The sequence below is a fragment of the Allobosea sp. AK1 genome (assembly GCF_006714945.1).
GTDB classification, from domain to species: domain Bacteria; phylum Pseudomonadota; class Alphaproteobacteria; order Rhizobiales; family Beijerinckiaceae; genus Allobosea; species Allobosea robiniae.
Map to the genome: position 1 here is coordinate 1,746,009 of NZ_VFMG01000001.1, position 24,599 is coordinate 1,770,607.

24 protein-coding genes and 1 pseudogene are annotated in these 24,599 nt (G+C 63.3%); 8 read left to right on the forward strand and 17 right to left on the reverse strand.

What is annotated here, in order from left to right:
- Nucleotides 1-117 precede the first annotated feature (117 nt).
- Both FHT98_RS08805 and FHT98_RS08810 read right to left on the reverse strand, forming a co-directional pair.
- On the reverse strand, nt 118-840 hold the full coding sequence (locus FHT98_RS08805) for an anti-sigma factor (RefSeq protein ID WP_061971486.1): 723 nt from the start codon (nt 838-840) through the stop codon (nt 118-120).
- Complete coding sequence (locus FHT98_RS08810) at nt 837-1,397, reverse strand: sigma-70 family RNA polymerase sigma factor (RefSeq protein ID WP_142113781.1); 561 nt, start codon at nt 1,395-1,397, stop codon at nt 837-839. The genes FHT98_RS08805 and FHT98_RS08810 overlap by 4 nt, the downstream gene beginning before the upstream one ends.
- Nucleotides 1,398-1,586: 189 nt before the next feature.
- Between FHT98_RS08810 and FHT98_RS08815 the strand changes: the two genes are divergently transcribed.
- The gene (locus FHT98_RS08815) at nt 1,587-2,369 is read left to right on the forward strand and encodes a DUF4394 domain-containing protein (protein WP_061971592.1); all 783 of its coding nucleotides are present in this window, start codon (nt 1,587-1,589) and stop codon (nt 2,367-2,369) included.
- Between the two features lie 161 nt (nt 2,370-2,530).
- On the opposite strand, the gene FHT98_RS08820 is transcribed toward FHT98_RS08815, so the two are convergent.
- The 5 genes from FHT98_RS08820 to FHT98_RS08840 all read right to left on the reverse strand — a co-directional run bounded on the left by FHT98_RS08820 (nt 2,531) and on the right by FHT98_RS08840 (nt 8,379).
- The gene (locus FHT98_RS08820) at nt 2,531-4,594 is read right to left on the reverse strand and encodes a putative bifunctional diguanylate cyclase/phosphodiesterase (protein ID WP_282568665.1); all 2,064 of its coding nucleotides are present in this window, start codon (nt 4,592-4,594) and stop codon (nt 2,531-2,533) included.
- A 465-nt stretch (nt 4,595-5,059) separates the two neighbouring features.
- Nucleotides 5,060-5,599 (reverse strand): mechanosensitive ion channel family protein, encoded by a 540-nt coding sequence (locus FHT98_RS08825; RefSeq protein WP_248309179.1) that lies wholly within the window; start codon nt 5,597-5,599, stop codon nt 5,060-5,062.
- Entirely contained in the window at nt 5,566-6,579 is a 1,014-nt protein-coding gene (locus tag FHT98_RS08830) for a DUF1254 domain-containing protein (protein WP_142113784.1), read from the reverse strand. The genes FHT98_RS08825 and FHT98_RS08830 overlap by 34 nt, the downstream gene beginning before the upstream one ends.
- Before the next feature lie 127 nt (nt 6,580-6,706).
- On the reverse strand, nt 6,707-7,540 hold the full coding sequence (locus tag FHT98_RS08835) for an acid phosphatase (RefSeq protein ID WP_248309180.1): 834 nt from the start codon (nt 7,538-7,540) through the stop codon (nt 6,707-6,709).
- A gap of 41 nt (nt 7,541-7,581) precedes the next feature.
- On the reverse strand, nt 7,582-8,379 hold the full coding sequence (locus tag FHT98_RS08840) for a hypothetical protein (RefSeq protein ID WP_142113785.1): 798 nt from the start codon (nt 8,377-8,379) through the stop codon (nt 7,582-7,584).
- A gap of 230 nt (nt 8,380-8,609) precedes the next feature.
- Here FHT98_RS08840 and FHT98_RS08845 point away from each other — a divergent pair, with 230 nt between their 5' ends.
- Nucleotides 8,610-9,608, forward strand: coding sequence for a helix-turn-helix transcriptional regulator (locus FHT98_RS08845; protein ID WP_142113786.1), 999 nt, complete (start codon nt 8,610-8,612; stop codon nt 9,606-9,608).
- A 151-nt stretch (nt 9,609-9,759) separates the two neighbouring features.
- Here the strand turns inward: FHT98_RS08845 and FHT98_RS08850 are convergent, their stop codons facing one another.
- Genes FHT98_RS08850 through FHT98_RS08880 form a run of 7 tightly spaced genes read right to left on the reverse strand, consistent with a single transcriptional unit; the run spans nt 9,760 to nt 15,136 of the window.
- Nucleotides 9,760-10,938 carry an MFS transporter gene (locus FHT98_RS08850; protein WP_061971476.1) on the reverse strand — a complete coding sequence of 393 codons (1,179 nt, stop codon included), beginning with the start codon at nt 10,936-10,938 and terminating at the stop codon, nt 9,760-9,762.
- Entirely contained in the window at nt 10,935-12,341 is a 1,407-nt protein-coding gene (locus FHT98_RS08855) for an FAD-dependent oxidoreductase (protein ID WP_142115712.1), read from the reverse strand. The genes FHT98_RS08850 and FHT98_RS08855 overlap by 4 nt, the downstream gene beginning before the upstream one ends.
- Before the next feature lie 56 nt (nt 12,342-12,397).
- The gene (locus tag FHT98_RS08860; RefSeq protein ID WP_091857532.1) at nt 12,398-12,715 is read right to left on the reverse strand and encodes an ArsR/SmtB family transcription factor; all 318 of its coding nucleotides are present in this window, start codon (nt 12,713-12,715) and stop codon (nt 12,398-12,400) included.
- Nucleotides 12,716-12,774: 59 nt separating this feature from the next.
- Nucleotides 12,775-13,827, reverse strand: a complete 1,053-nt coding sequence (gene arsB, locus FHT98_RS08865) for an ACR3 family arsenite efflux transporter (protein ID WP_142113787.1) — start codon at nt 13,825-13,827, stop codon at nt 12,775-12,777.
- Nucleotides 13,828-13,834: 7 nt separating this feature from the next.
- Entirely contained in the window at nt 13,835-14,260 is a 426-nt protein-coding gene (gene arsC / locus FHT98_RS08870) for an arsenate reductase (glutaredoxin) (RefSeq protein ID WP_142113788.1), read from the reverse strand.
- On the reverse strand, nt 14,260-14,787 hold the full coding sequence (locus tag FHT98_RS08875) for an arsenate reductase ArsC (protein ID WP_142113789.1): 528 nt from the start codon (nt 14,785-14,787) through the stop codon (nt 14,260-14,262). The genes arsC and FHT98_RS08875 overlap by 1 nt, the downstream gene beginning before the upstream one ends.
- Nucleotides 14,780-15,136 carry an ArsR/SmtB family transcription factor gene (locus FHT98_RS08880; protein ID WP_061971467.1) on the reverse strand — a complete coding sequence of 119 codons (357 nt, stop codon included), beginning with the start codon at nt 15,134-15,136 and terminating at the stop codon, nt 14,780-14,782. Before FHT98_RS08880 ends, FHT98_RS08875 begins: the two co-directional genes overlap by 8 nt.
- A 271-nt stretch (nt 15,137-15,407) precedes the next feature.
- Here FHT98_RS08880 and FHT98_RS08885 point away from each other — a divergent pair, with 271 nt between their 5' ends.
- A complete protein-coding gene (locus FHT98_RS08885) occupies nt 15,408-15,860 on the forward strand; it encodes an SRPBCC family protein (RefSeq protein WP_113584473.1) in 453 nt (150 codons plus the stop codon).
- Nucleotides 15,861-16,116: 256 nt separating this feature from the next.
- A pseudogene (locus tag FHT98_RS26805) lies at nt 16,117-16,452 on the forward strand (SDR family NAD(P)-dependent oxidoreductase); the annotation flags it as partial.
- A 141-nt stretch (nt 16,453-16,593) separates the two neighbouring features.
- Here FHT98_RS26805 and FHT98_RS08900 read toward each other — a convergent pair.
- A complete protein-coding gene (locus tag FHT98_RS08900) occupies nt 16,594-17,589 on the reverse strand; it encodes an ABC transporter substrate-binding protein (protein WP_248309181.1) in 996 nt (331 codons plus the stop codon).
- A gap of 164 nt (nt 17,590-17,753) precedes the next feature.
- Nucleotides 17,754-18,755 (reverse strand): DUF6538 domain-containing protein, encoded by a 1,002-nt coding sequence (locus FHT98_RS08905; protein ID WP_142113792.1) that lies wholly within the window; start codon nt 18,753-18,755, stop codon nt 17,754-17,756.
- 118 nt (nt 18,756-18,873) lie between these two features.
- Between FHT98_RS08905 and FHT98_RS08910 the strand changes: the two genes are divergently transcribed.
- From FHT98_RS08910 to FHT98_RS08925, 4 genes are all read left to right on the forward strand, one after another.
- The gene (locus tag FHT98_RS08910) at nt 18,874-20,154 is read left to right on the forward strand and encodes a tyrosine-type recombinase/integrase (RefSeq protein ID WP_142113793.1); all 1,281 of its coding nucleotides are present in this window, start codon (nt 18,874-18,876) and stop codon (nt 20,152-20,154) included.
- A gap of 244 nt (nt 20,155-20,398) precedes the next feature.
- Nucleotides 20,399-20,608 carry a helix-turn-helix domain-containing protein gene (locus tag FHT98_RS08915; RefSeq protein ID WP_142113794.1) on the forward strand — a complete coding sequence of 70 codons (210 nt, stop codon included), beginning with the start codon at nt 20,399-20,401 and terminating at the stop codon, nt 20,606-20,608.
- A gap of 246 nt (nt 20,609-20,854) precedes the next feature.
- Nucleotides 20,855-21,214, forward strand: coding sequence for a hypothetical protein (locus FHT98_RS08920; RefSeq protein WP_142113795.1), 360 nt, complete (start codon nt 20,855-20,857; stop codon nt 21,212-21,214).
- Between the two features lie 328 nt (nt 21,215-21,542).
- Nucleotides 21,543-23,759: an AAA family ATPase gene (locus FHT98_RS08925; protein WP_142113796.1), complete on the forward strand. Its 2,217-nt coding sequence runs from the start codon at nt 21,543-21,545 to the stop codon at nt 23,757-23,759.
- Here the strand turns inward: FHT98_RS08925 and FHT98_RS08930 are convergent.
- Nucleotides 23,716-24,510: an AbiU2 domain-containing protein gene (locus FHT98_RS08930; RefSeq protein WP_142113797.1), complete on the reverse strand. Its 795-nt coding sequence runs from the start codon at nt 24,508-24,510 to the stop codon at nt 23,716-23,718. The two genes, FHT98_RS08925 and FHT98_RS08930, sit on opposite strands and share 44 nt — an antisense overlap.
- Between the last annotated feature and the right edge of the window lie 89 nt (nt 24,511-24,599).

Here is a 24,599-nt window from a genome sequence, read left to right on the forward strand (position 1 = left end):
CCCCGCCGCACCCTTCTAGAGCATTTTCGAGTGAAGTGGATACCGGTTCGCGTGAAGAAAATGCGATAAAACAAAGGCCTAGAGCAATTCCGCGACTCAGGAAATGGCGGAATTGCTCTAGAGGCGTCGCGCAGTCAGCCCCTTGGCGACGATCGGGCCGGTCGGGCGTCCGGTTGGCGAACCGGCGGCGGGTTCCACCGTGATCTCGAAGAGCTGATCGGCCCCGAGCGGCAGGTTGTCCAAGCGCAGCGGCACGGCCCGGGCCCTGTCGATAAGGCCGACCGAGCGCGGCCCGGTGGCACGATCCCATAGCGTCCAGATTTCCAGCGCACGGCCCTGCGGCACGGGGATATCCTGAAGCGGCAGCAATTCGACGCGCCCGTCGGCGAACGTATTCACAACGGCCGCGGCGGCATTGGTCTCAGTCAGCAGAACCGCGACCATCACGGGCTGACGACGCGCACGATCGAGGGCAGCGACGAGCCCGAAGGCGAGCAGGAGCGCTGCGGCAAGACCGGCCAACGCGGTCCCGCGCCAAAGCCAAAGGCTCTCCCACCATTGCGAGAGCCGCGCGCCACGCGCCGGCTGCGAAGCCGCGGCTTGGCTTCCCGCGGGAGCTTGGTCGAGGCCGCTCTCGATGCGCTGCCAGAGTCCTGTCGATGGCTCGATCGCCCGGGCGGTGGCATCGATCGGCGTCAGCCGCGCCTGCCAGCGAGCGACCGCGGCATCCAGCTTCGCATCACCCGCCATCCGCCTCTCGAACGCCTCCTTCTCGGCGCCGTCGAGCAGGCCCAGCACATACTCTCCCGCGACGATCTCGCGATCCGGTTCCGGCGTCATCCGAGGCACTCCTTGAGTGCGATCAGCGAACGGCGGATCCATGATTTCACCGTCCCGAGCGGCATGCCGAGCTTGCCGGCAATCTCGCCATGGCTCAGCCCCTGCACGAAGGCGAGCAGCACCATCCCGCGCCGCGGAGCCGGCAAGGTCTCCAGACAGCCGCGCAAGGCCTTGGCATCGGAGAGCTTCGCCACCACGGTCTCGGGATCATCCTCCTCGCTCGCGGCCTCCTGGCCGATCGGGCTTTCGTCGATCTCCATGCGCCGCTCGTCGCGCAGGATCGACAGCGAGCGGTTGCGCAGGATGGCGTAGATCCAGGTCAGGCCCGAGCCGCGTTGCGGATCGAAGCGTCCCGCATGCCGCCAGATCAGGATGAAACTGTCCTGCACCGCTTCCTCCGCCAGGGCGCGGCGCTTCAGCATGCGCTGCGCCACACCGATCATACGCGGGCATTCCTGATCGTAGATGCGCCGGAGTGCGTTTTTATCGCCGCCGGCGCAGGCTGCCAGCGCCTGCTCGATGCCTGCTCCATGCGATTGCGCGGCATTGACGGCCATGCGGAATCCCTAAGCTCGGCTGCCCCGATTGGACGGCACGACGGGAGGATACGCTGCCCGCGTCGCGATGGATGCACCCCGGCGGCTTTATTTTTTCGAGCGCATCCAATGCCTTGCCTCGGCTCTATCCGGCATGAGCGCCGCCAGCAGATATGCATGCCGCGGCGCCTGACAGAACCGGAGGACACCATGACCAAGACGATCCGTTTCGCCCTCGTCGTTTCAACGTTTCTCGGCAGCGGGATCGCCGCGCAGGCCGCCATGCTCGCGGCTCTCACCGGCGACGACACGCTCACCATGGTCGATACCGCGACCCTCAAGGCCGGCAAGTCGATGAAGGTCACCGGCCTTGCCGGCAAGATCGCTGGCATCGACGTCAGACCGGCCGACGGCATGCTCTACGCGCTCGCGGTCGACGGCGCGATCTATACGATCGACAAGACGGGCAAAGCGACGATGAAGTCGAAGATGGACACCGTGCTCCCTGCCGGCGCCCGGGCCACGGTCGATTTCAATCCGGCCGCCGACCGGCTCCGCGTGATCGGCTCCGACGGCACCAACCTGCGGGTCAATGTCGATGACGGCAAGACCACGGTCGACGGTAAGCTGAAATTCGCCGAGACCGACATGCACAAGGGCGAGGTGCCCATGATCGTGGCCGGCGCCTACACCAACTCCGTCAAGGGTACGAAGGAGACGGCGCTCTACGACATCGACGGCAAGATCGGCGGCCTGATCAAGCAGGCGCCGCCCAATGACGGCGTTCTCGGCGCGGTCGGGAAGCTCGGCGTCATGCCGAAAACGATCGCCTTCGATATCGAGACAGCGGGCGACGGGACCAACACTGGCTGGCTGCTCGCCGACGGCGCCCTGCACAAGGTTGATCTCGCCACCGGCAAGGCGACTGCGGTGGGCAAGGTTGCTGGTCTGAGCGCAGCCGCGAGGGACATCGCCGTCCTTCCGGCGATGTAGGCCCGCGCTGGACGATCAGGGCGCTCGCTATACGGCGGGCGTCTTCACCACGTCTCGCCTGGCGCTCCCATGCACCGATCAATCGCTTCAAATGTCTGCTTCCGGGCAGTGACTCAATGTCCGGTCATGGCGCTAAGCGCCGAGGTAAGCACCTTCCGCCCTCAAAGCTCTGGCTTGCCTGTCGGGAACCAGCTCTGAATGGTCTTCGGCACCATCTCCCCTCGCAGCGGCTTCGCATAAAAATAGCCCTGAGCAGAATCGCACCCTGCTTCTCGCAGGCGTGCGGCCTGTTGGGGGCTTTCGACCCCCTCCGCAGTTGTATGCATTCCCATAGCGTGACCGAGACTTACGATGGCGGCGACAATTGCAGCGTCGCTGTCGTCGCTGATCAGGTTCCGCACGAAACTCTGGTCGATCTTGATGTGGTCCACGGGGAACTGCTTCAGATGGAGAAGCGACGCAAAGCCCGTCCCGAAATCATCCAATGCGATGGAGACGCCGGCCTCGTGCAGCTTGTTCAGGATGGAGGACGCCGTCGCGGTTCTGCGCCCGAGGAAAGCCGTTTCCGTCACTTCGACTTCAAAATGCGCCGAGGAGACACGTGTATCCTCCAGGATGCGGATAATCCTGTCGGCGAGTCTCGGGTCGGAGATCTCGGCGGAAGACAGATTGACCGCGACGCGACCGCATTCGAGACCCTGATTCAGCCATGATCGAACATCGGCCGCAACCTGGCGGATCATCTGCTCGCCCAGAGCAATCGAAATGGCCTGCTCGGCGAACATCGAGCCAAAATAATCAGGCGTGAGAAGCCCTTTGGTCGGGTGGTTCCAACGCGCGAGGGCCTCGAAGCCGACGATCCGGCCTGTCACCAACGACACTTTCGGCTGGTAATAGGGAACGAACTGCTGTGCTGCGAGCCCTTCCCGGACGTCGTGTGCGATGGTCACGCGATGCTCCATCGTCTCGCGGGCGGCACTGGTATAAGCAACCGCTTGGCTGCGTCCCTGCTCCTTCGCGCGATAAAGCGCGATGTCGGCGTCCTTCATCAGTTCGACCGGATCGCGGTGATGCTCAGGGAAGGTTGCCAGCCCGATGCTGACCGTTGTGGAAAGAGCTCGTCCTTCGTGCTGGAAGGGAGCACAGAGAGCGTCTACGATTTCCGTAGCAAGGGCAGTTGCTTCACTTCCCGCTGAAATATCGGTGAGTATGATGGCAAACTCGTCGCCCCCGAGGCGTGCCACGGTATCGCCTTCTCCGACAAAGCTTCTGAGCCGAAGGGCCGCCTCCTGAAGGAGGAGGTCTCCAACCGCATGGCCAAGCGTGTCATTGACATCCTTGAAGTCGTCGAGATCCAGCAGCAACAGCCCCACGTTGGCCCCAGAGATTCCGGCATTCGTCAGCGCCTCGTTGAGGCGAGCCTGGAAGAGCGCCCGGTTCGCCAAGCCCGTCAGAGGGTCGTGATTGGCGGTTCGCCAGATGGCTTCTTCGGCGGCCTTCCGATCTGCGATGTCGAAGGTCAGTCCGATGAGTCGATTATCGTCCTTTCGCTCGGCCCTGAGAGCAAGCCACGTTTGCGAGCCGTCAGGAGAATGGTAGCGCACTTCGGCCGCGCCACTTCCTTCCGACCTGACGGCGCTCCAGAAGGCCGTCACTATTTCTCGGTCGTCGGGATGGACCCTATTGATGAAATCGCCTGCCGGTCCCGAGGAAATGCCGAGCAGCACCATGGAATTCTCGGAGCGATCGACCCACTGCGTCTCGAGATCAAGCTCCCAAGCAGCCATCCTGCTCGCCTGCAAAGCCAGCCGCAGGCGCTCCTCGCTCACCCGAATCGCGTTCTCGGCCGCTTTTCGTGTGGTTATGTCAGTAAAGGTGCGCACCATTCCGCCGTTGGGGAGGCGGTTGGTTCGAACTTCCAGCACCGTGCCGTCTGGTCTCTGCCTATCGTAGTCCAGGATTTCTACGTGTATCCCTTCATATTTGATGGCCCGAAGGAGATCCTCGGTGACAGTACCAAATTCACCTTGTTCCATCTGCCATCTCTTCACCGCCTCGAAAGATGGATTGGAACGCATCAGGTCGGGTGGCAGGCCAAGCAGATCGATCGCGCGCTGATTGCAGACGGCCACATAGCCGTTGGCATCGACCATCAGAATTCCTTGGTCCACATGCTCCAGGACAGCGTTCAATAGAGCACTGTCCACGGGGAAAGCTCGAGTCATGCGCTGAGTGGTCAAGCGTCGGCCTCTCGCCAAGCTAACGGTCGATCAGGGTATGGCGGCGCGCTTTCGAAATGCTGAAAGATCGAGATCGATTTGCCCGATATCCTGTGTCCAACGATGGCTTGGACAACCTTCCTTTACCCGGCTGCCCGAAGCGCCGTTTAGCCTCCCACCAAGACCTGGCAACTCTCCCGACTAGGCTGCTTAAGACCAAGCTCGCGAACGTCCGAGATAGATCGTTTCCGATCATGCCGCGACCGCGTTCAAGAGGTCCGCTTTTGGGCAGAGAGCTAGAGTCCGCTACTGACGCATCTCCCCCGGAAGAGCGACCGGCGTTTGTGGTCCCTTGCAGACATTAGGAACGTCCGCTCTCGGGTATGTTGATTTCACCGGTCCTAGACCTGTCCGTGGGGAAGCGGGCCTTCATTTGAGTCTGGTGTGGGTGCCGACCTCAGGAAACCAAGCTCATCCCCCCATCTGCGGTACATGAAGAGGCTTGGGGACCAGTTTGATGTTGTTCTCGGCCAGCGTGGTCCACACCTTGGACAAGATCGCCTTGCGGATCTGGAACTGCCGCCCGGCCCGAGCCTTGTATTTGCCGCGGATCACCAGAGTGCCTTCCTCGAGAGCGGCAATACCCTGGCTCTTGAACGGCTCGATGAGATCGGCGTTTAGCTCTGGGTCGTCTGCGACCTCCAGCCCGATCTTCTTGAACAGTTTTCGCTCCGCTCCGACATCGGTATCCAAAGCCATCCGGAACAGCATCTTCTCGACGACCCATTCGCGACTGAAATTCTGAATCCTCCCGATCTGGCCGAAGGGGATTGTCGCAACCGGGCCGCGCGGATGCCTCAAGGAGACCGAGCGCAGCGAGATTCTCTCAATCGTACCCTTGGCCCCCGAGGTCTCAATGCACTCGCCATGGCGGAAGGCGTCATCGACGAGGAAGAACAGTCCAGGCGGGCGGCCTTCTACGATGCAGGCTGCGCCACCGGCAGCTTCCACGTGCCGTTCAGATACGCGGCGCGGGGCCGGTAGAGCCGGAATGTGTAGTTCCAACCTTGCGTGATCGGCAGGCAGTTCGGGATCTTGCCGTCGCAGCCGCCGAACTGAATGTCGATCGCGCCGTCGGCGCTTTTCCTGCCGGTGATGCTGTTGACCGAATAGGCGTCGTAGTCGTTCTTCTGGAAGAAGCCCTTGTCGTTATAGACGCTGATCGACCAGAACGCGTCGACGGGGACGTCCTTGAGCCTGAGCTTGTAAACCGTCTTGCCGTCGTTCTTGGTCGGGGTCGCCGAGGGATAGGATGCGTCCTTGTCGGGGTTGCCGCCCCAGCCGGACGCGGTGCCGAGCAGGTGCTTGACCGGATCGACCTTCCCCTTCGGGCCGAAAGCGTTGCTGAAGTCGCCTGATGCAGCGGAGAGCGTTTCCAACGCCTCGCGGATCTTCTTCTGCTGAGCCAGATCCCAGTTCGGTGCCTCGAACTTGCCGGCCGATTTCTGCTGCACCTTCAGCGCATCCTGCAAGGCGTGAACCTGCGCGAGATCCTTGGCGTCGTTGGGGTCGACAAGGATACGGACCGCAACGAACACGTAGCGAGTCCCGACCTTGGCCTTGGTGAGCGTCGTGGGGCCCGGCTTGTAGACCACCATCGGGGTGTAGTGGTCTTCGCTGATGACCTGCATCGAGACGAAGCGCTTGCCGGCATCGGGAAGGGTGATGGTTACCGGGCCGGCGTCGAGATCGAAGACCGCCTGGGAATAGAGGGTATCCCGGTTCATCCGGACCACGGGCTGCTTGTCGATCGGCGTCGGCGTCCTGTTATGGACGAACTTGCCGAGAGCGCCCGCATCGACCGTTTTGGCCATGTAGAAATCGGACTCGGCTCTCTTGAAGTTGTCGACGGTCACCGAAACCGGCTGTGCGGACGCCACGCAGGGCGCCAGAACCAGGAAACTCAGGCTGCAGGCCAACGTCATGCGCATTGAACGATACCTCATTGGTGTCCTTGATCGATGTACTCATCGGGCAGGACCGAATGGCTCCGCACCCGTGCTTCGGCTGATTGTCTGCCGTGATATGGCCGGCTGGAAATGTCCGGTTCCGAGTCCGCTACTGCGCGGAGAGCGCGGCAGATTCCGCGGCGCATTCGGAGGCTAAGGGCACCCGCTTCGCCTTCGCGGCCTTCACCTCCGCTTTCGCCGCCTTGAGATCGGCGAGGAAGGTCGGGTCGGCTTGCAGCCGCGCGACGGTCGCAGCACCCATGATCCGCCCGGCATCGACGTCGCTCTGCCAGTGCGCGTTGCAGATCACGCGGCTCTGCCCGAATTCGATGCCGCGCTTGAAGAGGGCATCCGCGCGCTCGGGATTGATCTGCGCGAGGACGAGGGCCCAGCCCCAGCCGGCAGCCGTGTGACCGGAGGGATAGGAGCCGTCGTTCCGCAGAATGGCCTCCTGATCCGCCCGACAGGTCGCCTCGTTGTGGACCACGAAGGGGCGCGTCCGATTGTACTTGTTCTTCACGCCATAGGTGGAGAGGCCGAAATCCGACAACACCTTTTGCATCATCGCGTAGAGGCGCGGGGTCTGCTGGCCGTCGATCCGGACGCCCAGTGCACAGGAGAAATTGTCGGCGGCCTGCGGAAAGGCGAGATCGGCATCGGTGATGGCGAGCTTCCAGCGCGCAGTGTTGCGCAAGGGAATTGTCGTCTTGCGCGCTTCCTCGTCCCGGGCGAGCGCAGCCGAGTCCGCAGCGGGCGGTGGCCCGAGCAGGACCAGGCTGTTGGGCAGGTCGGATCGTTTCAGATAGCCCGGCGCGATCTTGAAATGCGGGTCGGTGACCTTGGGCTGGGCTTCGCCCGCCTGTGCCAAGGCCTGCCCGCAGAGCGCGAGCAGTGCAAGCAGGGAAACATGTGCGGCTCGCACCGCGGTCCCGGTCATCGACATTCCCATTCCTCTCGACATGGCGCGAACGCGTGAAACCCCGGTCAGAACCGGTATGTTGCGGCGACGGCCGGCCCGTGCTGGGTCACGTCGTACGAAAAGCCGCCATTGCGATAATCGACATGAAGCGCCCGGTAGCCGGCTTTCAGCGTCAGCTTCTCATTCCAGGCGTAGTTGACGCTGCCCAGACCTTGCCAGGTCAGGCGCGAGCCGACGCCAAAGCCGCCGATGTCGCCCGCCACCGTCAAACTCCAGGGGCCGCCGAGCTTTATTCCGAGGCGGGCGCCGAGGATCGGGTCGGCCCACATCTGCGATTGACGGTGATCGATACGAAGATTGGCGAGTCCGGGCAGGATTTCGAGCTTGGTGTCGAGATTCCAGAACCGGATACCGCCGCCTACGTCCAGCGCGAAGACGGGGTCCTCGTGGACACGGTAGAAGGCGGAGCCCTGCAGGGTCGTGGTCTGAGAGCGCAACTTCAGCGCGGAAAAGAAGGGGCCGGGTAGAGTGCCGCCGGTCGTCACCTGCGAGAATTGCCCGTCGACCAGGACGCTCCAGCGGTCGATGCGCATCTCGGCGGAGGCCATCAACGCGCCGTTGAGCTCCTTGAGCACGTCGCGGAACCGCAGGCTGATATCCGCAGCCGGCAGCGGCGGTAGCGTCGCGCTTTTCCCGTCGATCGCGGTCGCCCAGACATAGCTCGTGACCGAGAAGCTCGGTGTCGACGCGAGGGCAAGCGTCGGTGGCGCGGCGGGCTGCCGGAGGTCCGACGCCCAGGCCGGCCCGCACAGGCAAGCCGGCATCAAACCGATAGCGAGATAGCGCGGCGTTGCGCCTGACATTGCTGCCTGTCCCCTGCCCTGCCAGCGCCTGCACGAACGCTCCGGTTCGCTACGGCCCGTGATCGCGGCCAAACGGCCAGCACATGTCGTCGCGAGCATTTGGTGCATGGGGAGCCTGCTCGTCTTGCCATTTCGCGCCAATCGCGATCGGCTAGTCTGCACCCTATGGGTGCGATTCACCCGGAAACCCGCCTGAGGAAGAGCTGATCCGGTGACAACGATGCGATCCGATGGCTGATATCCCTTTGACGCGCGGTCAGTTCCTGCTGCCGTTCGTCAGCATTCTCGACGATATCGGCGCACCGACGGAGACGCTCCTGGAGAGGTCCCGGTTGCCATCATCCCTGGCCGAGAAGAGCGAGCTCTACCTGCCGCTCCTGCCGGCCCTGCGCTTCGTCGAGACCGCACAGAGAAGCCAGGGTATCGAGGATTTCGGCTTCCTTGCCGCCCAGCGCCTGCATTTCTCGCATATGAGGGAAAAGACGCGGGCCCTGATCGCGCATTCCCCGACGCTGCTCGTCGCGCTCCGGCACGCCTGCCATGAGGCGTCGGGGGAAGACACCATTCTGAGCATGTGGATCGAACATGACACGGATCACGTGCGGGTCTGCAGCAGGCTCACCGGGCCATGGCTCCTGCAGCTGAAACACGCGCAGTGGATCCAGAACATCTTCTCGGTCTACATCATCAGGCAATTCGCAGGGCCCGACTGGATGCCGGCAGCGATCGGCTTTGAATCGTCTTATGGGCCAAGCCCTGCGACGCGATCCTGCTGGCCGAATGTGCGGTTTCTGTCGGGCCAGCATGCCGCTTGGATCAGCGTGCCGACCAAGCTGCTCGGCCTCCCGAACCGTTCGCCCCCCTCGTTTGCGCTGCCGCGCGACAATGAGGACGGCCCGTCCGCCTACAGCATCGTCGATCTTCTCAAGCTGATGCTTCCGGCCTATCTCGACGAGGGAACAACCGCTCTTGCTGACGTCGCCGAGATCGCGGGCCTCAGCGCGCGGACGCTTCAACGCAGGCTCGCCCAACTCGGCCTGTCCTACTCGGACATCCTCGACACCGTCAGATACGAGAATGCGAGCAGGCTGCTGCGCGACACCGATTGCAGGATCATCGACGTCGCCTTTTCATCCGGCTACACCGATCCGGCGCATTTCAGCCGCGCCTTCCGCCGGATGACAGGCGTCACGCCGCGTCAGTTTCGCGAGCAATCACGGCTCGGCTGAAGGCGTTTCGTCTCACGCCACCAGCCAAGAAATACCCCGTTCAAAAGGGCGCCTTCAAGCACCGTTCCAAACTATGCGAACGTCCGCTCCGGAGCTTTGCGCCAACGTCGACAATTGGCGCAAGCTGGAAGAGCACGGGCGATGATGAGATTTACGGCCGTTTTGCTCGGAAACTCGCCCACAGACCAAGGCATAGCACCACATTTGCTGCGGCCAGCAGCAAGAGTGTGCCGTAGGCTCCGGTGACGCCGGCATGTTCTAAGATCCAAGCGCTTGCCGCCGGAGCGAGTGCTTGGGCTACAAGACTTGGCCGTGCCAAACGCCCGACAATTGGCGCATAGCGATCTGCGCCGAACAGCGCCAACGGCACTATTCCCTTGGCAATCGAAAACACGCCGTTTCCGGCACCATACAGCAGGATTGCCATCGACACCGGGCCCAATCCAAAGGTGAGTAATCCGAGCCCGAGAGCTACTAGCACCAGTGCGGCGGTCATGGTCCAGAGAGGGTGATGCTTGCCCTTGCCGGCCATCTCGATCACCCGGCCGCCAACCTGTGCGGGCCCGACGAGCACTCCCAGCGCCACCGCAGCCGCCAGCGTGATGCCTTGTGCCTGGAGTAGGGTCAGAAGTTGCACGCCGACGATCGAGCCGATCGCGCCGCCGATGACCAAGAGGCCGGCGAGCAGCAGGAACATCGAACGATCATTGCCCGCGAGCTTTATGTCCTGGGAGGTCGTCCTCGCTGATTGGGAAATGTCGATTGCGGCCGGCGGCACCGTCGTCAGAACCAGCGGAAGCGAGATGAGAAGCTGGATAGCCGCATAGGCAAAGCAGGTCTCACGCCAGCCGAACTGGGCGACCATATAGGCCGAGAGTGGCCAGCAAACGGTACTGGCGAAACCGCCCCATAGCGTCAGGACCGTGATCGCCGAACGCGCGGTTCCGCCATAGAGACGCCCCAGCGTCGAGAACGCCGCATCGTAAAGGCCTGCCGCCATCCCAGCTCCGATCACCACCCAGCCTGCGATGAAGATCGGGAGGTTTGGGGACAGGCCAAGGATGACCTGACCGGCGGCGAGGAGCAGGGCCGCCGCAGCGAGGACCGGGCGCCCTCCGCGTTCACCGATGACACGACCAATGAGGGGAGCGATGGCACCAGCGGTCAGAAGCCCGATCGACAATGCGCCGATGACCCACGACAGCGGCCAGCCGGTGTCGTCGGCGATCGGTGCGGCGAGGACAGCGGAGAGATAGTAGGAAGAGCCCCAGGCGAGGATCTGCACCACACCCAGGGCCGAGATGACCGTCAGGCGGCTCCGCTCGGTCACGCGGCTCTGCCGCAGCAGGAGGACGTTGCCGGCTCAGGCTCCTTCACCGGACCACAACCACAACCGGCCTGGCCGCCAGCCTTTGCCAAGGCATCCTCAGCGCAGCAGGCGTTTGCTTCGACAGGAGCCGGGCCGCCGCAGCAGTCTCCCGCCGGAGCTGCCTTGCAAACCCCGGTTTCCGGTAAGACGAGATTTACATCGTCTGCCGCGGCGAGATCGCCGGCAATTGCCGCAGCAATCGAGCGGACCTGCTCGTAGCCGGTCAGCATCAGGAAAGTCGGCGCCCGCCCATAGCTCTTGATCCCGACGGTGTAGAACCCCGGTTCCGGGTGCGACAGCTCGCGGTGACCATGTGGCGGCACCGAGCCGCAGGAATGCAGGTTCGGATCGATCAGCGGACCGAGCGCCTTGGCGCTTTCCAGCCAGGGGTCGAACTCGACCCGTAGCTCCCGGGTCAGCGAGAAATCCGGCCGCTGACCCGTGCAGCCTACGATGCGATCGACCGGTCCAATCGTCCGGCCAACGCCGTCGACCTCTCCGTCCACGAACAGGTGGGCGCCGTCCTCACGAACTCCGGTGGCCCCGAAGCCCGAGATCAGTTCGATACGGCCTTCCGCGACGAGGCGGTGCAGGCGCTGCCCGAGCTCGCCACGCGCGGCGAGCTGATCATTTGCTCCGCCGCCAAACACCCGGGACAGATCACGTCCGCGCGTAGCCCAGATTGCCTTGGTGCCGGGCTCGGCGACCGCAAGCTCTTCGAGATCGAGCAGGACGTTCGCCGCCGAGTGGCCCGCACCGATGACGAGCGTCGCCCGCCCGGCATAGGTCGATCGATTGCGGCTCGATACATCGGGTATCCCGTAGGCGATGCGATCCTTGAGCGCTTCCTCGCCATCGGCAGCAAGTCCGCCTGCGCCGATTGGGCTAGGGGATGTCCAGGTTCCCGATGCATCGATGATCGCTCGCGCCTGGTCGCGCCGTGTTGTCCCATCGCTCCCGACGATGGTCAGCACGAAAGGACGCTGGTCCCGATCTCGGCTGACCACCTTGTCGATGCCGTGGCGCCCGATAGCGGTGATGCGCGCGCCATATTCGATCACGGCAGCGAGCGCCGGAGTCACCGACAGAGGGGCGAGATAGCGATCCACGAGCTCGCCCCCGGTAGGATAGGCCTGCCCATCAGGTTCCTCCCAGCCGATACTTGCCAGCAACGCTCGAGCGGCCGGTGCGATGTTGAACTCCCAAGGCGAGAACAGCCTGACATGACCCCATCCACGGATGTTGGCGCCTGCCTCCTGACCGGCCTCATACACCTTCACTGCGACGCCGCGCTCGACGAGATTGGCGGCGGCGGCCAGCCCGACGGGCCCTGCTCCAATGATCGCGACGGGAAGCTCAGTCATTCTGTTATCCGCTGATTCTAGAATTATGGAATTATGTGGCAAATAAAAAGGGCTTCTCAGGCGGCCTTTTCCGGCGCTTGAGAGCAACCCTCTTCGATGCAGCATTCGTCGCCGAGGAAGCCGAGGAGGGCATCCATGGCCGGGTAGACAGCACGGCAGATCAGCGTGGTGGCTTGACGCTCCTGCGAGACGAGGCCGTTACGGATCAGCCGCTGAAGGTGGTGTGACAAGGTCGAGGCCGGGATCCCAAGGCGCTCCTGCACCTGATTGACGGGCAGGCCACCGTGACCCGCCCGGACGAGTGTCCGGTAGAGCTCCAACCGGGTTGGATTCCCGAGAGCCTCAAGCTGCTTCGCTGCTTCTTCGACGTTCATGGAAATAAATAGGCATGGACGGGATCGCTCCGTCAAGCTCTATTTCCATGATCGTCGAATTACTCGGCTGCCTGAACCTTTCGCACGCTGTCGCCGCGCTCGTACCAACCCTTCGATCGGTTCACGATCCAGACGACGGTGAGCATCACCGGAACCTCGATCAGAACGCCGACGACCGTGGCGAGTGCCGCTCCGGAGTTGAAACCGAACAGGCTGATCGCGGCGGCGACGGCGAGTTCGAAGAAGTTGGAGGCGCCGATCAAGGCGGACGGCCCCGCGACGCAATGCTGTTCGCCGGCGATCCGGTTCAGGAGATAGGCCAACCCGGCATTCAGATAGACCTGGATCAGGATCGGCACCGCCAGCAGAGCGATCACCATAGGCTGGGCGAGGATCTGCTCGCCCTGGAAGCCGAAGAGCAGGACGAGCGTGACGAGCAGCGCGACCAGAGAAACTGGCCCGAGGTGGCGGAGCAGCCTGTCGAGCGCGGCCTGTCCGCCCTTCGCCAGAACGCTGCTGCGGACGAGCTGCGCGACGATTACGGGAATGACGATGTAGAGGACGACCGAGAGGGCGAGCGTTCCCCACGGCACGGTGATCGCCGACAGGCCGAGCAACAGGCCGACGATCGGCGCGAAGGCGACGACCATGATGGCGTCGTTGAGCGCGACCTGGCTGAGCGTAAAGTGCGGCTCGCCCCTCGTCAGGTTCGACCAGACGAAGACCATCGCCGTGCAGGGCGCGGCCGCCAGGATGATGAGACCGGCGATGTAGCTGTTGATCTGGTCGGCCGGGAGCCACGGGCGGAACAGCCAGGCGATGAAGAACCAGCCGAGCGCCGCCATCGAGAAGGGCTTCACCGCCCAGTTGATGAAGAGCGTGACGCCGATCCCGCGCCAGTGCCTGCCGACCTGTCCGAGCGCCGAGAAGTCGATCTTCAGCAGCATGGGGATGACCATCAGCCAGATCAGGACTGCGACGGGCAGATTGACCTTGGCGACCTCGGCCGCGCCGATGGCGTGGAAGACGCCCGGCATGACATGGCCGAGCGCGATCCCGACGACGATGCACAGCGCGACCCACACCGTGAGGTAACGTTCGAAGGTGGACATGATGACCTCAGGCGAGAGTGGCGGGGCGACCGGAGGCATCGACGACGAGCTCGCCATCCTCCTTGCGGAATTCGCCAAGCTGCGGCGGCAGGAGCGGCAGCACGGCCTCAGACGGGCGGCACAGCCGAACGCCCTTGGGCGAAACGACCAGCGGGCGATTCATCAGGATGGGATGGGCCTCGATCGCATCGAGCAGGGCATCGTCGGAAAGGCTCGGGTCACCGAGGTTGAGTTCGGCGAAGGGTGTTCCCTTCTCGCGCAGGATGTCCCGGACGGTCAGCCCGGAGCGCTCCAGAAGCTGCTTCAGCAGCGTCCGGCTCGGCGGCGTCTTCAAGTATTCGATGACATGCGGCTCGACGCCCGCATTGCGGATCAGCGCGAGCGTGTTCCGGGACGTCCCGCAGACAGGGTTGTGGTAGATGATCACGTCCATCACGCGACCTCCGGGCGGCGACCGCTCGCGCCTTCGAGGCCCCCGATCCGCCGAACCTGCTGAGCCAACGCCATCTCGTCGAGGCTGGCGACGGGCAGCGACAAGAGGACGTTGATCCGGTTCCTGAGATAGCGCAGCGCCGTCACGAAGGCTCGCTCGCGCTCGATCTCGCTACCCTGGACGTTGGACGGGTCTTCGATGCCCCAATGCGCCGTGATCGGTTGCCCCGGCCAATGCGGGCAGGCCTCGCCCGCCGCCTGGTCGCAGACGGTGATCACGAGATCCATGACGGGCGCGCCGGGCTGCGCGAAGACATCCCAGGTCTTCGACGAGAGGCCCTCGCTCGGGATGCCTTCGGCATCCAGCACCTTGAGCGCCATCGGCTTCGGCCCGGGACCGCCTTCGCTGCCAGCGGAGAAGGCTCGAAAGCGCCCTTCCCCGAGATGATTGAGCAAGGCTTCGGCCATGATCGACCGAGCGGAGTTGTGAGTGCAGAGGAACAGCACGTTGTGGATGCGATCAGGCATCGGTCGTGACCTTCGGTGGGCAGCAGGGCGTGAGCTCAGCCAGAAGCGGCGCGCAGATCTCAGCGCGGCCACCGCAGCAATCCTTCAGGAGGAAGGCGATGGCCGATCGAAGCGCGTCGAGATCAGCCCGGTAGACGATCGAGCGGCTGAAGCGCTCGGAACGGACGAGCCCTGCCCGGCTGAGGATGCTCAGATGGGACGACATGGTGTTGTGGGGAACGGCGAGGCGCCGGGCCACCTCGCCGGCAGGCAATCCCTCCGGCTCCGCGCTCACCAGCAGGCGGAACACGTCGAGGCGAGTGCTCTGCGCCAGCGCCGCCAGGGCGAGGATGACTTGCTCGTTTTCCATATGTCGAGAATTATCGACATATTAAATGCAACGCAAGGCTCATTTTCGGGTTGGAAGCGAGCAGCCAGCAAGGTCCCGTCAAAATCCGCTTCCTAGCGGTAGCTCAACGTCAGCTTCTGGTCGGAAGCGGGCTAATCGATGTCCGTCGCCCGCGCCGCGCCGGTCGGGGGAATTGCCCCGGCCGAAACCGTCGCAGGCTGAAACCGGGTGGTTCGCGAACCTCCGAGTTCTTTAAATTCGTGGTCATGCAAACCTAACAAGGACCAGATGCATGACTAGGGCGTACTACAGCACCATTTTCGAGGCACCTGCCGAAAACGTATGGAATACGATCCGTTCCTTCGGTGATTACGATTGGGCCGGCGTTCCGAGTGTCACCGTGATTGAGAATGGGCGTGCCGGCGACCAAATCGGCGCGGTTCGACGTGTCGAGATGGCGGACCGTACTATGCGCCAGATTTTGATGGCTCACTCGGATCGTGAGCGTTCCTACAGCTATGAGTTTTTGAGCGGAATGCCCGTGAATGCGGAGAACTACATCGCAACGTTGCGGGTCACTCCGATTGTAGATGGCAATAAATCCTTTATTGAGTGGTTCGCTGACTTCGATGCCACGCCCGACGACCGCGACCTGATCAGAGATGCTTTCGTCACCAATGGGTTCGCCGTTTGGCTACGTTCCTTGCGGGCTCGCTTGGCTCAGTCAGAATGGGATTGGGGTTGAGGCAGCCTCGCGGCTCGCGACGGGAGCCGGGTAGCCCAATTCGGACCTGCCCAAGGTCCGAGTTGGGTCAAGAACTGCCGTTCGAGCCAGAGTTGGGAACGTCCGCTTCCGGACAGCGGCCCAGTGTCTGGTCATGGCGCAATACGAAGGGGAATGTCAGCCCATCTGAGCGTGTTCGTTGGATTCGACATGTCCCATTAGGGTGGCTGGCCAAAAGCTTGACGAAGGCAATCGGCGAAAGCGCGTAGCTTGGTCGATGGTTTGCGGCCCTCGGGATGCGCCGGATAGATGGCTTCCACCTCCGGCTGTACGCCTGGTGGCGGGGATCGTCGCCGAGGGTGGTCAGGCGCTGGCGATCGAGGCCGACGTGGCGGATGCAGCCGCCGTCGCGACCATGTTTGCGCGCTGCGACGCCGAGCTGGGCTGCCTGAAGGGGCTCGTAAACTGTGCCGGTCTAGTCGGCATGCGTGAGCGTTTCGTCGACGTTCCGGACGCGACGATCCGGCAGGTCTTCGGCGTGAATCTCTTCGGCGTCATGGCCTGCATTCGCGAGGCGATCCCGCGCATGTCGACCGCGAGCTGTGGCTCTGGCGGAGCGATCGTCAACATTTCCTCGAGCCTGTCCACGGCCGGCGCACCGAATGTCAAATTGCGGCAAGGAAGCCGTAATGGGGCTGATGCGGGCGACCCGCTCGCGCCGGCTCGGGATCCCCGAGCCGGCCTCCCGATGGCGCTATTTCTGGATCCAGCTGTTCCAAGCTTCGAGCAAGCGCGCCTGATTGGCGGCGATCCAGGCAGCATCATGCTTGACGATCGCCTTGAAGGCCTCCGGCGAGTTCGGAATGTTGGCCCGCGCGGCATCGCTCATCTTCGCCACGGCGTCGAGGCTGGGCGGTGTCACGTTCAGACGCTCGGCCAGTTTCGCCTGGACGTCGGGATTGTCGAGATAGAACTTCAGCAGCGCCTCTGCCCCGGTCGAGTTGGGTCCGTCGCGTAGGATCTGCATCGTGTCGGCAAGCAGAAAAGCTCCGTCATAGGACACCTCTACCGGTTGCTTCTCGGCCTTGAGCGCGGCCGCCCGTGTGCCCCAGATCATTCCCATCACATATTCGGCGTTGCGGAAGCCCTGCTGGCTCTGGTCCCCCGTCCGCCACCAGAGCTGGACCTGCGGCTTGATCTGATCGAGCTTCTTCAGAGCTCGGTCCACATCGAGCGGGAACAGCTTGTCGGCCGGGACGCCGTCGGCCAGCAGCGCCGCGGCGAAGACACGCCAGGGGTCATTGAAGCTCGGTAGCGCCCGGGGGCCGGGAAAGCGCGAGACGTTCCAGAAATCGGCCCAGTTTCCGGGGCCCCCGTCCTTGAAGCGCTCGGTGTTGAAAGCCATCAGCGTCGCGTTGAAGGAGATCTTCACGCCGGCGGGGCCGCAGGTCTTCTCCGCGAGATCCTTTCGCGCTTCGAAGCTTTTGCAGAACGAGGTCAAGTCGCGCGAGAAGCTGCGATTCTGGGCCGACTCGGCGATGATGTCGACATTGTTGATGATGTCCCAGGTCACCTTGCCAGCGCTGGCCATGGCCTGGGCCCGCGTACGCTGCTCGGAATCCGTCGCCACGACCGTCGCGACGCCGATGCCCGTCGCCTTCGTGAAAGGCTCGAACCAGATTTCTTTCAGGGCGCGGTCATAGGTACCGCCGGTCGTCGCGACGACGACCTCCTTTGGTTGCGCCAGCACGGACGTGCCCAGCGCGGCCGACAGTGCCCGGCGCCCTTGGCGGGAACTCGCTCAAGTCCTCCCGAAGCAACTCCGACAGAGCGAGCTTGGCCAGCTTTTTCGGCAATCGGGAAGGCAGTGCCGAGATGGCAGCGGCAAACTCCTAAACCCGCTTCTTGGCGATCTCACCAACGCGAATATCCCCGTGCAGCTCTGTGAACCGCTTGACGGCACTCTCGGCCTCCTTGGCGGTCAGCTCGCGCGGCTTGCGGCTGCCCCCGGACGCCGCTGCCTTCCTTCCACGCGGCCAACGCCTCTGAAACGAGCGGCCCCAGCTTGTCGTTCGCCTCTGCCAGATTGAACCGGGTTGCAAAAAGTTCGTCGGCGGGCGTGAACCGTGCGCCTTTCAACTCTGCCAGAGCCAACCGGCTGCCTTCGACACTGGCGCGGCGCACGAGGTTGACCAGCTCGCGATATTGCTTCGTCGCCCGGTCCACATCCACGCTGGGCAAACGCCGCTTGATGGCGCCAACGGCAGTCTGCGTCTGGGGCCAGCCCGCTTTAGACAAGATATGGTCGGCGGTACGCTGAACGCGCTCGTTACCTTGTTCGTCGTGGCGATCACTCACTCGGGCCAGCGTGTCGCTCCATTCGTCGACAAGCTCGGCCCGGTCCTCGCTGTCGGTCGGAGGGTTCATAGCCGCAGGCTCAACGACTTCGCGGAAGTAGCCGGTCACCAACCGTTCCAACTCCGCCCCGCCCAGCCTCGTCAGGTCGTGCCGGGCAACCTTGGCTTCAAATGCTGTCTCGGCGTTGCCTGTGCGACGTAGCTCATCAAAGCGCTCCATGTAATGGTCAAGGTGCTTGCCCATCAGCCGCAGCGCCTTCGAGCGCTCATTGGTACGAAGGCTGAACCGAATGATCTTGGAACCGAACGCGGCGGCCACGTCCATAGGCACGCGCATATCGAAATAGAACCTGCCGTTGCGGGCGATCTGGTACGACGCTCTGGGCACGATTTCTCTGCTCATGCATGCCAAAATGTATGACAGCCAGGCCAGAGTAAACCGTTGGTTTTTCGATAGTTTAAGCCCTTCACGGACTTTGGCCTCGATGGCGCTCCCTAGGGGACTCGAACCCCTGTTTTCGCCGTGAGAGGGACAGTTTTTCAGCAATTTTATGTCCATAACCGTCTGCGACTATCTATATAAATCAATGAGTTAGAATGTTTTCGTCCCCTATTGTCCACCGATTCACAGGTCCGTATATTACACGGATATTACACGAAACCTGTGAACGGCAGCGATGGCAAAGACCCTTTTCGAGAGCCCGATGACAACCCGCTCCGCCCGCGACAAGCTCGCGCCTGGAGTGCATTGGCGCGGCATCGATAGCGGCGTTCACCTTGGCTACCGCCGTGGCCGGCGCGGCGGGGAGTGGATGGTGCGATGGCGCGCCGGGGCTGGCTACAAGCGGGAAGGCATCGGCGCTGCTGATGACGTGCTCGCTGCGGATGGCCAGCAAACACTGTCCTTCGATCAAGCCTTGGCCGCAGCCCGGCGCGCCGTCGAACTGGGTCGCGCGACGGCGGCAGTCGCCGCAGCGGGGCCGATCCCGACCGTCCGCAGCGCAGTCGAAACCTACCTGACAGACCGCGAAAACAACGAACGAGCGCAGCGCCCCGACAAGCCTCTGAAGCTGGACGGGCGCTCCAGGATGAAACGCCACGTGCTGTCTAAGCCCGTGGCCGACAAGAACCTGCATGAGCTTGAGGAAGACGACCTGAAGGACTGGCGCGCCAGCCTGACGGGCCTAGCTGCCACGAGCGTCAAGCGCACGGTCAATGATCTAAAGGCTGCCCTGAACAAGGCAGCGGACGAGAAGCGTAAAGCCCTTCCTGCGCTCTCCGGCATCGTCAAAGCTGCGTTCAAGGCGACGAAAGCGTATGCCCCCATCGCGCGGCAAGTCCAGCCGCTGAGTGACGATGAGGTGCGGGCCGTTATCGCTGCCGCCTCCAAGGTCGACGAGCGCGACGGTTGGGAAGGCGATCTCTATCGGCTCGTTCTACTCCTGGCCGCAACAGGCGCACGCTTCGGCCAGATAGCCGCCGTCCGCGTCGGCGATGTCGAGAGCGCTAGCAAGCGGATTATGGTTCCCGTGAGCAACAAGGGCCGTGGCGAGAAACAGCGCGCCGCCTTCCCCGTCCAGATCGGCGACGACGTGCTGACGGCGCTTAAGCCAGCCATTGCCAGGCGCAGGAGCAGCGACTCATTGCTGGAGCGCTGGACACATAAGCAGACCGGCCCTGCAACGTGGGTGCGGGAGCGGCGCGGCGCGTGGCAGACAGCGAGCCAGATGACGCGAGCATGGGCCAAGATTTCCGAAGAGGCGGAGTTAGCGGCCGATGTCGTGCCCTACGTCCTTCGGCATTCCAGCATTATCCGAGGGCTTCGCGCGGGCCTCTCTGTCCGGCTGGTCGCGGACCTGCACGACACTTCAGCCAAGATGATAGAAGCCCACTATTCCAAGTGGATAGCTGATGCGGAGACGGAGATGGCGCGGCGCGCAATCGTAGCCCTCGCTTAGCCAAACGCATAGTTTTCCATGCGTTTTCAATAGTTTACAATACGACCCCGTTGACAGAACGAGCCTCGCATGCTCATTTACGGTCAACCATGTACGGGGGTGCAGCGGCTGCAAGGCCGCACCTAAAGCACTGTGACAGGCGGGGTGGTGCCCTGCTTCATTGGCGAGCCGAGCCAGACCCCCGCGCGAACCCACCTGATCGGTTCACATCGGTCGTGCTTACGCACGCCTCGGAGGCTTCGCCATGAGCGTCAAACCCAAAACTTCGTCGGCTAACGACGGCCGCCTTGCCTATTCGCCCGAGGAGGCGGCCCGCATCACTGGTGTCTCCCGCGCCTTCCTGTACCTCGAAATGCAGCGCGGCAAACTGACCAGCATCAAGATCGGCCGTCGCCGGCTTATCCGCAGGAGCGATCTGCTCGCCTGGGTTGGGGAGGCCGATCATGCGGCCTGAACTCAGAACGCCGCCTCGCATCGCCCGCGAGGGCAGCCTGCTTCGCGCAATCCTGGTTCAGCTTAACTGGCCCATGGTGCTCTGCGCGCCTGTCAAGCCACTGGCGTCCATTTCGGTCGCTGAAGCCGAGCCCTTGGCCACTCATTCCCCGCTGGTCCAGCGGAATCTGAGCCGACGCGCGAGACGCCGCGCCCGTGGCAAAGGCGGCCGGATGGCCACGTCGTCGTCCCGCGAAGGAGAGGCGCAGTGAGCAAGTTCGCCAGCATTTTCACACCGCGGCCCTTGAAGCCTGTTGCTGAGCTTCAGCCGGGTCTCACCCCAGCCATGAAAGCCGCGCGCTCGGCCGAGAGTGATGAACGTCCGCAGCCGCAGCGCCGCTTCGTCACCTTATCGAGCGCCGAACAAGCCAGGTACCCGGCTTTCCCGCATCCGATGTGGGTAGAGACCAGCACAGCCCGAAGACGCCGCACGCTTTGGTCAGCGCCGAACGAAGCCACATGGCTCGCAACCAACCATAACGATCCTGCACCGTCCGACGAGGACCTCATCGCGGCAGGCTGGCGAAAACAGGCCGGCGTTACAGCAGAAAGCGGCGCGGCAGAATAGGCCGCGCCGCTCCATAGCAATTCGGACAGTCAATCAGCGCGCCGGCCATGGCGCGATAGCGAGGACATCATGACATCCCCAATTTCGCTTTTCAAATGCGAGGCCGTTTCGGCTGGCGCGCCCGAGTTCATCGTAGATGATACCTTGGGCGAACTTCAAATGTCGACGATGCCCGCCGAGCTTGAGCGGCCTCAAACTGAGCCCGTCCTCATAGATGATCCCGAGCTTGGCCCGCTCGTGCTCGGCCCAGCTCCGGCCGTGAAGGCGCTGCCGCGCCGCACCGGCCCGCCGCGCCGCCAGTCGCCTAAGATCGCGGGAGGCCGGTGATATGGACGGCCTCGATCCGATCAATGACTGGTTCGGCGAGCGCAAGTTTCCCGAGCCAACTACTCCCGCCGCCGCGCCCACGGAGAGCCTTTGCGGCGCGGCTGATCGAGTCTGTCTAGACGGACGGACCGCAGAGCCGGTCACTGCGAAACCTGATGCCCTGCCTGCGGAAGCTCATCCTGCCCCGATGACCATCCTGGGCCATGCGCTGGCGATGGCGGCTCGCGGCTTCAGATGCTTCCCCCTTCTTGATGGCAGCAAGAGGCCGAGGGTCAAATCCTGGCCGGAAGAAGCGACATCCGATCCTGCCATAATCCGCAGCTGGTTCGCGGCCTGGCCGGATAGCAATTACGGCGTGGCGGCCGGCGAAGGCGTGCTGATACTGGACGTGGACGCCAGCAAGAACGGCTATGCCGCTCTGCTCGACATCGACCTGCCCCCGACACTCACGGTCAAGACCCCCGGCGGTGGCGAGCACCAGTACTTCAGCGGACCTGATGTCGCGAACAGCGTGGACCGGATCGCGCCCGGCTTGGATGTTCGCTCGGCCGGCGGCTACGTCGTGGGGCCTGGCAGCTTCTTCGCGGACGCAGACGGGGCGAAGGGCTACACCGGCTCTTACCAAATCACGAACGACATCCCGCCAGCGGCTGCGCCCGAGAGCTTCGTGCTGCTCGCTGGCACGCCCAAGGAGCGCGAGACCGGCGCGGCCGTCAGCATCGACGACCCCGACGATATCGTGTTCGCGATCCATTATCTCCAGAAGGACGCGCCTATCGCGGTCGAGGGACGCGGCGGCAATAACACCACCTACGCGGTCGCGGCGCGTGTCGTCGAGATCGGCGTCTCGGCCGAGCGCGCGGCCGACCTGATGGCTGAGCACTGGAACGAGCGATGCCTGCCGCCCTGGACCCGCGAAGAACTGCTGACCCTCTGCACGAATGCGCAGAACTATGTCCAGACCCGCCAGGGCTCGGGCGGCGTCGCCGCCGCAGCGGCCGACTGGCAAGGCGCGGTGGTGCTGCCGCCCGCCCCGGTGCCGGCGAGAAAAGCATTCGACGTGCCCGCCCTCGACTTCGACGCCATGATGGCGGTGCAGCCGCGAGAATGGCTCTACGGCTCGCACTACATCCGGGGGTATGTTTCGGCGACCGTGGCGGGCGGCGGGGCCGGCAAGACAGCGTTGGCGATTGCAGAGGCACTAGCCATCGCTACGGGACAGCCACTGCTCGGCCTAGAGGCTCGCGAACGGGTGCCTGTAGCCTTCCTCCAGTTGGAAGACCCGCTGCATGAAATGCATCGGCGCATCCGCGCCGTCGTTATGCACTATGAGCTTCAGCGTGTTGATGTCGGCGGCCAGGTATTCGTAGTGTCAGGCCGCGACATGCCGGTTCGGATCGCATCAGTGCGGGGTGGCGGGCTCGAAATCGCTGCACCGCTCGTGGCGGAAATCAAAGCATGGATCAAGCGCCGAAATGTTGGGCTTGTCGTGGTCGATCCATTCGTGAAAAGCCACGGCGTCGCGGAGAACGATGCGGTGCTGATCGACCGAGTCGTGAGCGAATGGGCGGACATCGCGAACGAGTGCGGCTGCGCTGTGGAACTGCTCCACCATGTCCGCAAGACGGGCGGACAGGATGTCACGGCAGAGGATGCGCGCGGCAGCACCGCGCTTCATGGGGCTGTCCGCTCCATGCGGACGGTCAACGCCATGTCGCAATCGGATGCCGGCAGCCTCGGGGTTCGGCGCGAGGACGCCTGGCGCTATTTCCGGGTGGACAACGCTAAGGCAAATATGGCCCCTCGCGGCGAGGCGTCTTGGCGAAAGCTGGTGAGCGTGGATATCGGTAACAGCACGTTCAACCGCGAAGCCGACAACATCGGTGTGGTGACGAAATGGACGCCGCCCGATCCGATGTTGACGATGACTGAGGAACGCAAGGCGGCGGCCTTGGCGCACCTGGCAAAAGGCCCCGATGGCGCGGGTTCACCGTGGCGCGCCAGCGAGAAGGCATCGGGCTATGCTGGAGTAGGCATTGCCGAAGCGCTTGAACTGGACCTCGCTGACCCTCAGACCCGATTCACCTGCCGTAAGCTCCTGAAGGCATGGCTTGCAGACGGCTCGCTCCTTGAGCGCTACGAGAAGGACAACAGCAACCGCCGTTCTGCGCCCTTCATTTATGTGCAGTCGGCGTCGGGAGGCTCGCTGCCCGCTTGAGCCCATCGAGAACGCATTTGGCATATCCCTCTGCTTTCTCGTGATCGCGGCGGGCCTGATCGTCGAATTCGGTGTTCAGGCCTTCCACGGCCAACAATGCGTATTTCGCAGCCTCCTTCGCGATGTCGAGCAAGAGGTGAAGATCGGAGTATTTCGGAAGCTCGTCCGGCTCTTTGTCGAACAGCGAATGAGCGAGGCGCTTGTTGCGAAATTCGCGGATACGCACGAGGGCCGCTTTTTCGTCAGAGCCATCCACGGCCAGCCTGCCCGCGATCACGAGGAAGCTGGCCGAGGCGTTCTGAAAGCTTGCCCTATCGCCAGCGCGGTGGTCGTCTTCAACCGATTTTAGAATACCTTCGAGCACATCGGCCGGGATCGCATTGCTGGCACCGATGTATTCGACGCCAGGCAGCCACTCGGCTGCTTCATTTTCTAGCGCATTCCGCACGTCCGGCCGGCTCATCAGTGCGGCGAGGACGGGGATCGACGCCTTATCCTGTTCTTCGGGCGGGAAGCGCTTGCTTTCCGACAGATCGAAGATGCGGGCCAGGTCCATCGCCAGCTTCATAGTGAGGGCGTACTGAACCCCGTTATAGGTCTCAACGAACGGCGTCGTAATGCCCGAAAGTCCCTTGGGGAGGATCGCATTGCTGGCCTCAAGCACAGCGTGCGAAACGATTGCAGTTTGCACGTCTTCACGCAGCATCGGCGCTATCAGGCTGACGCGCCGGACTGCTTCGTCGGTATCCATTGAGTAGTGCCCTTCACTCTGCAAACATAAGTTTTCCGGGACGAGTCTTAGCGGTTCTGCACCGCGCCACGCAGTCGCGCAGTCTATAA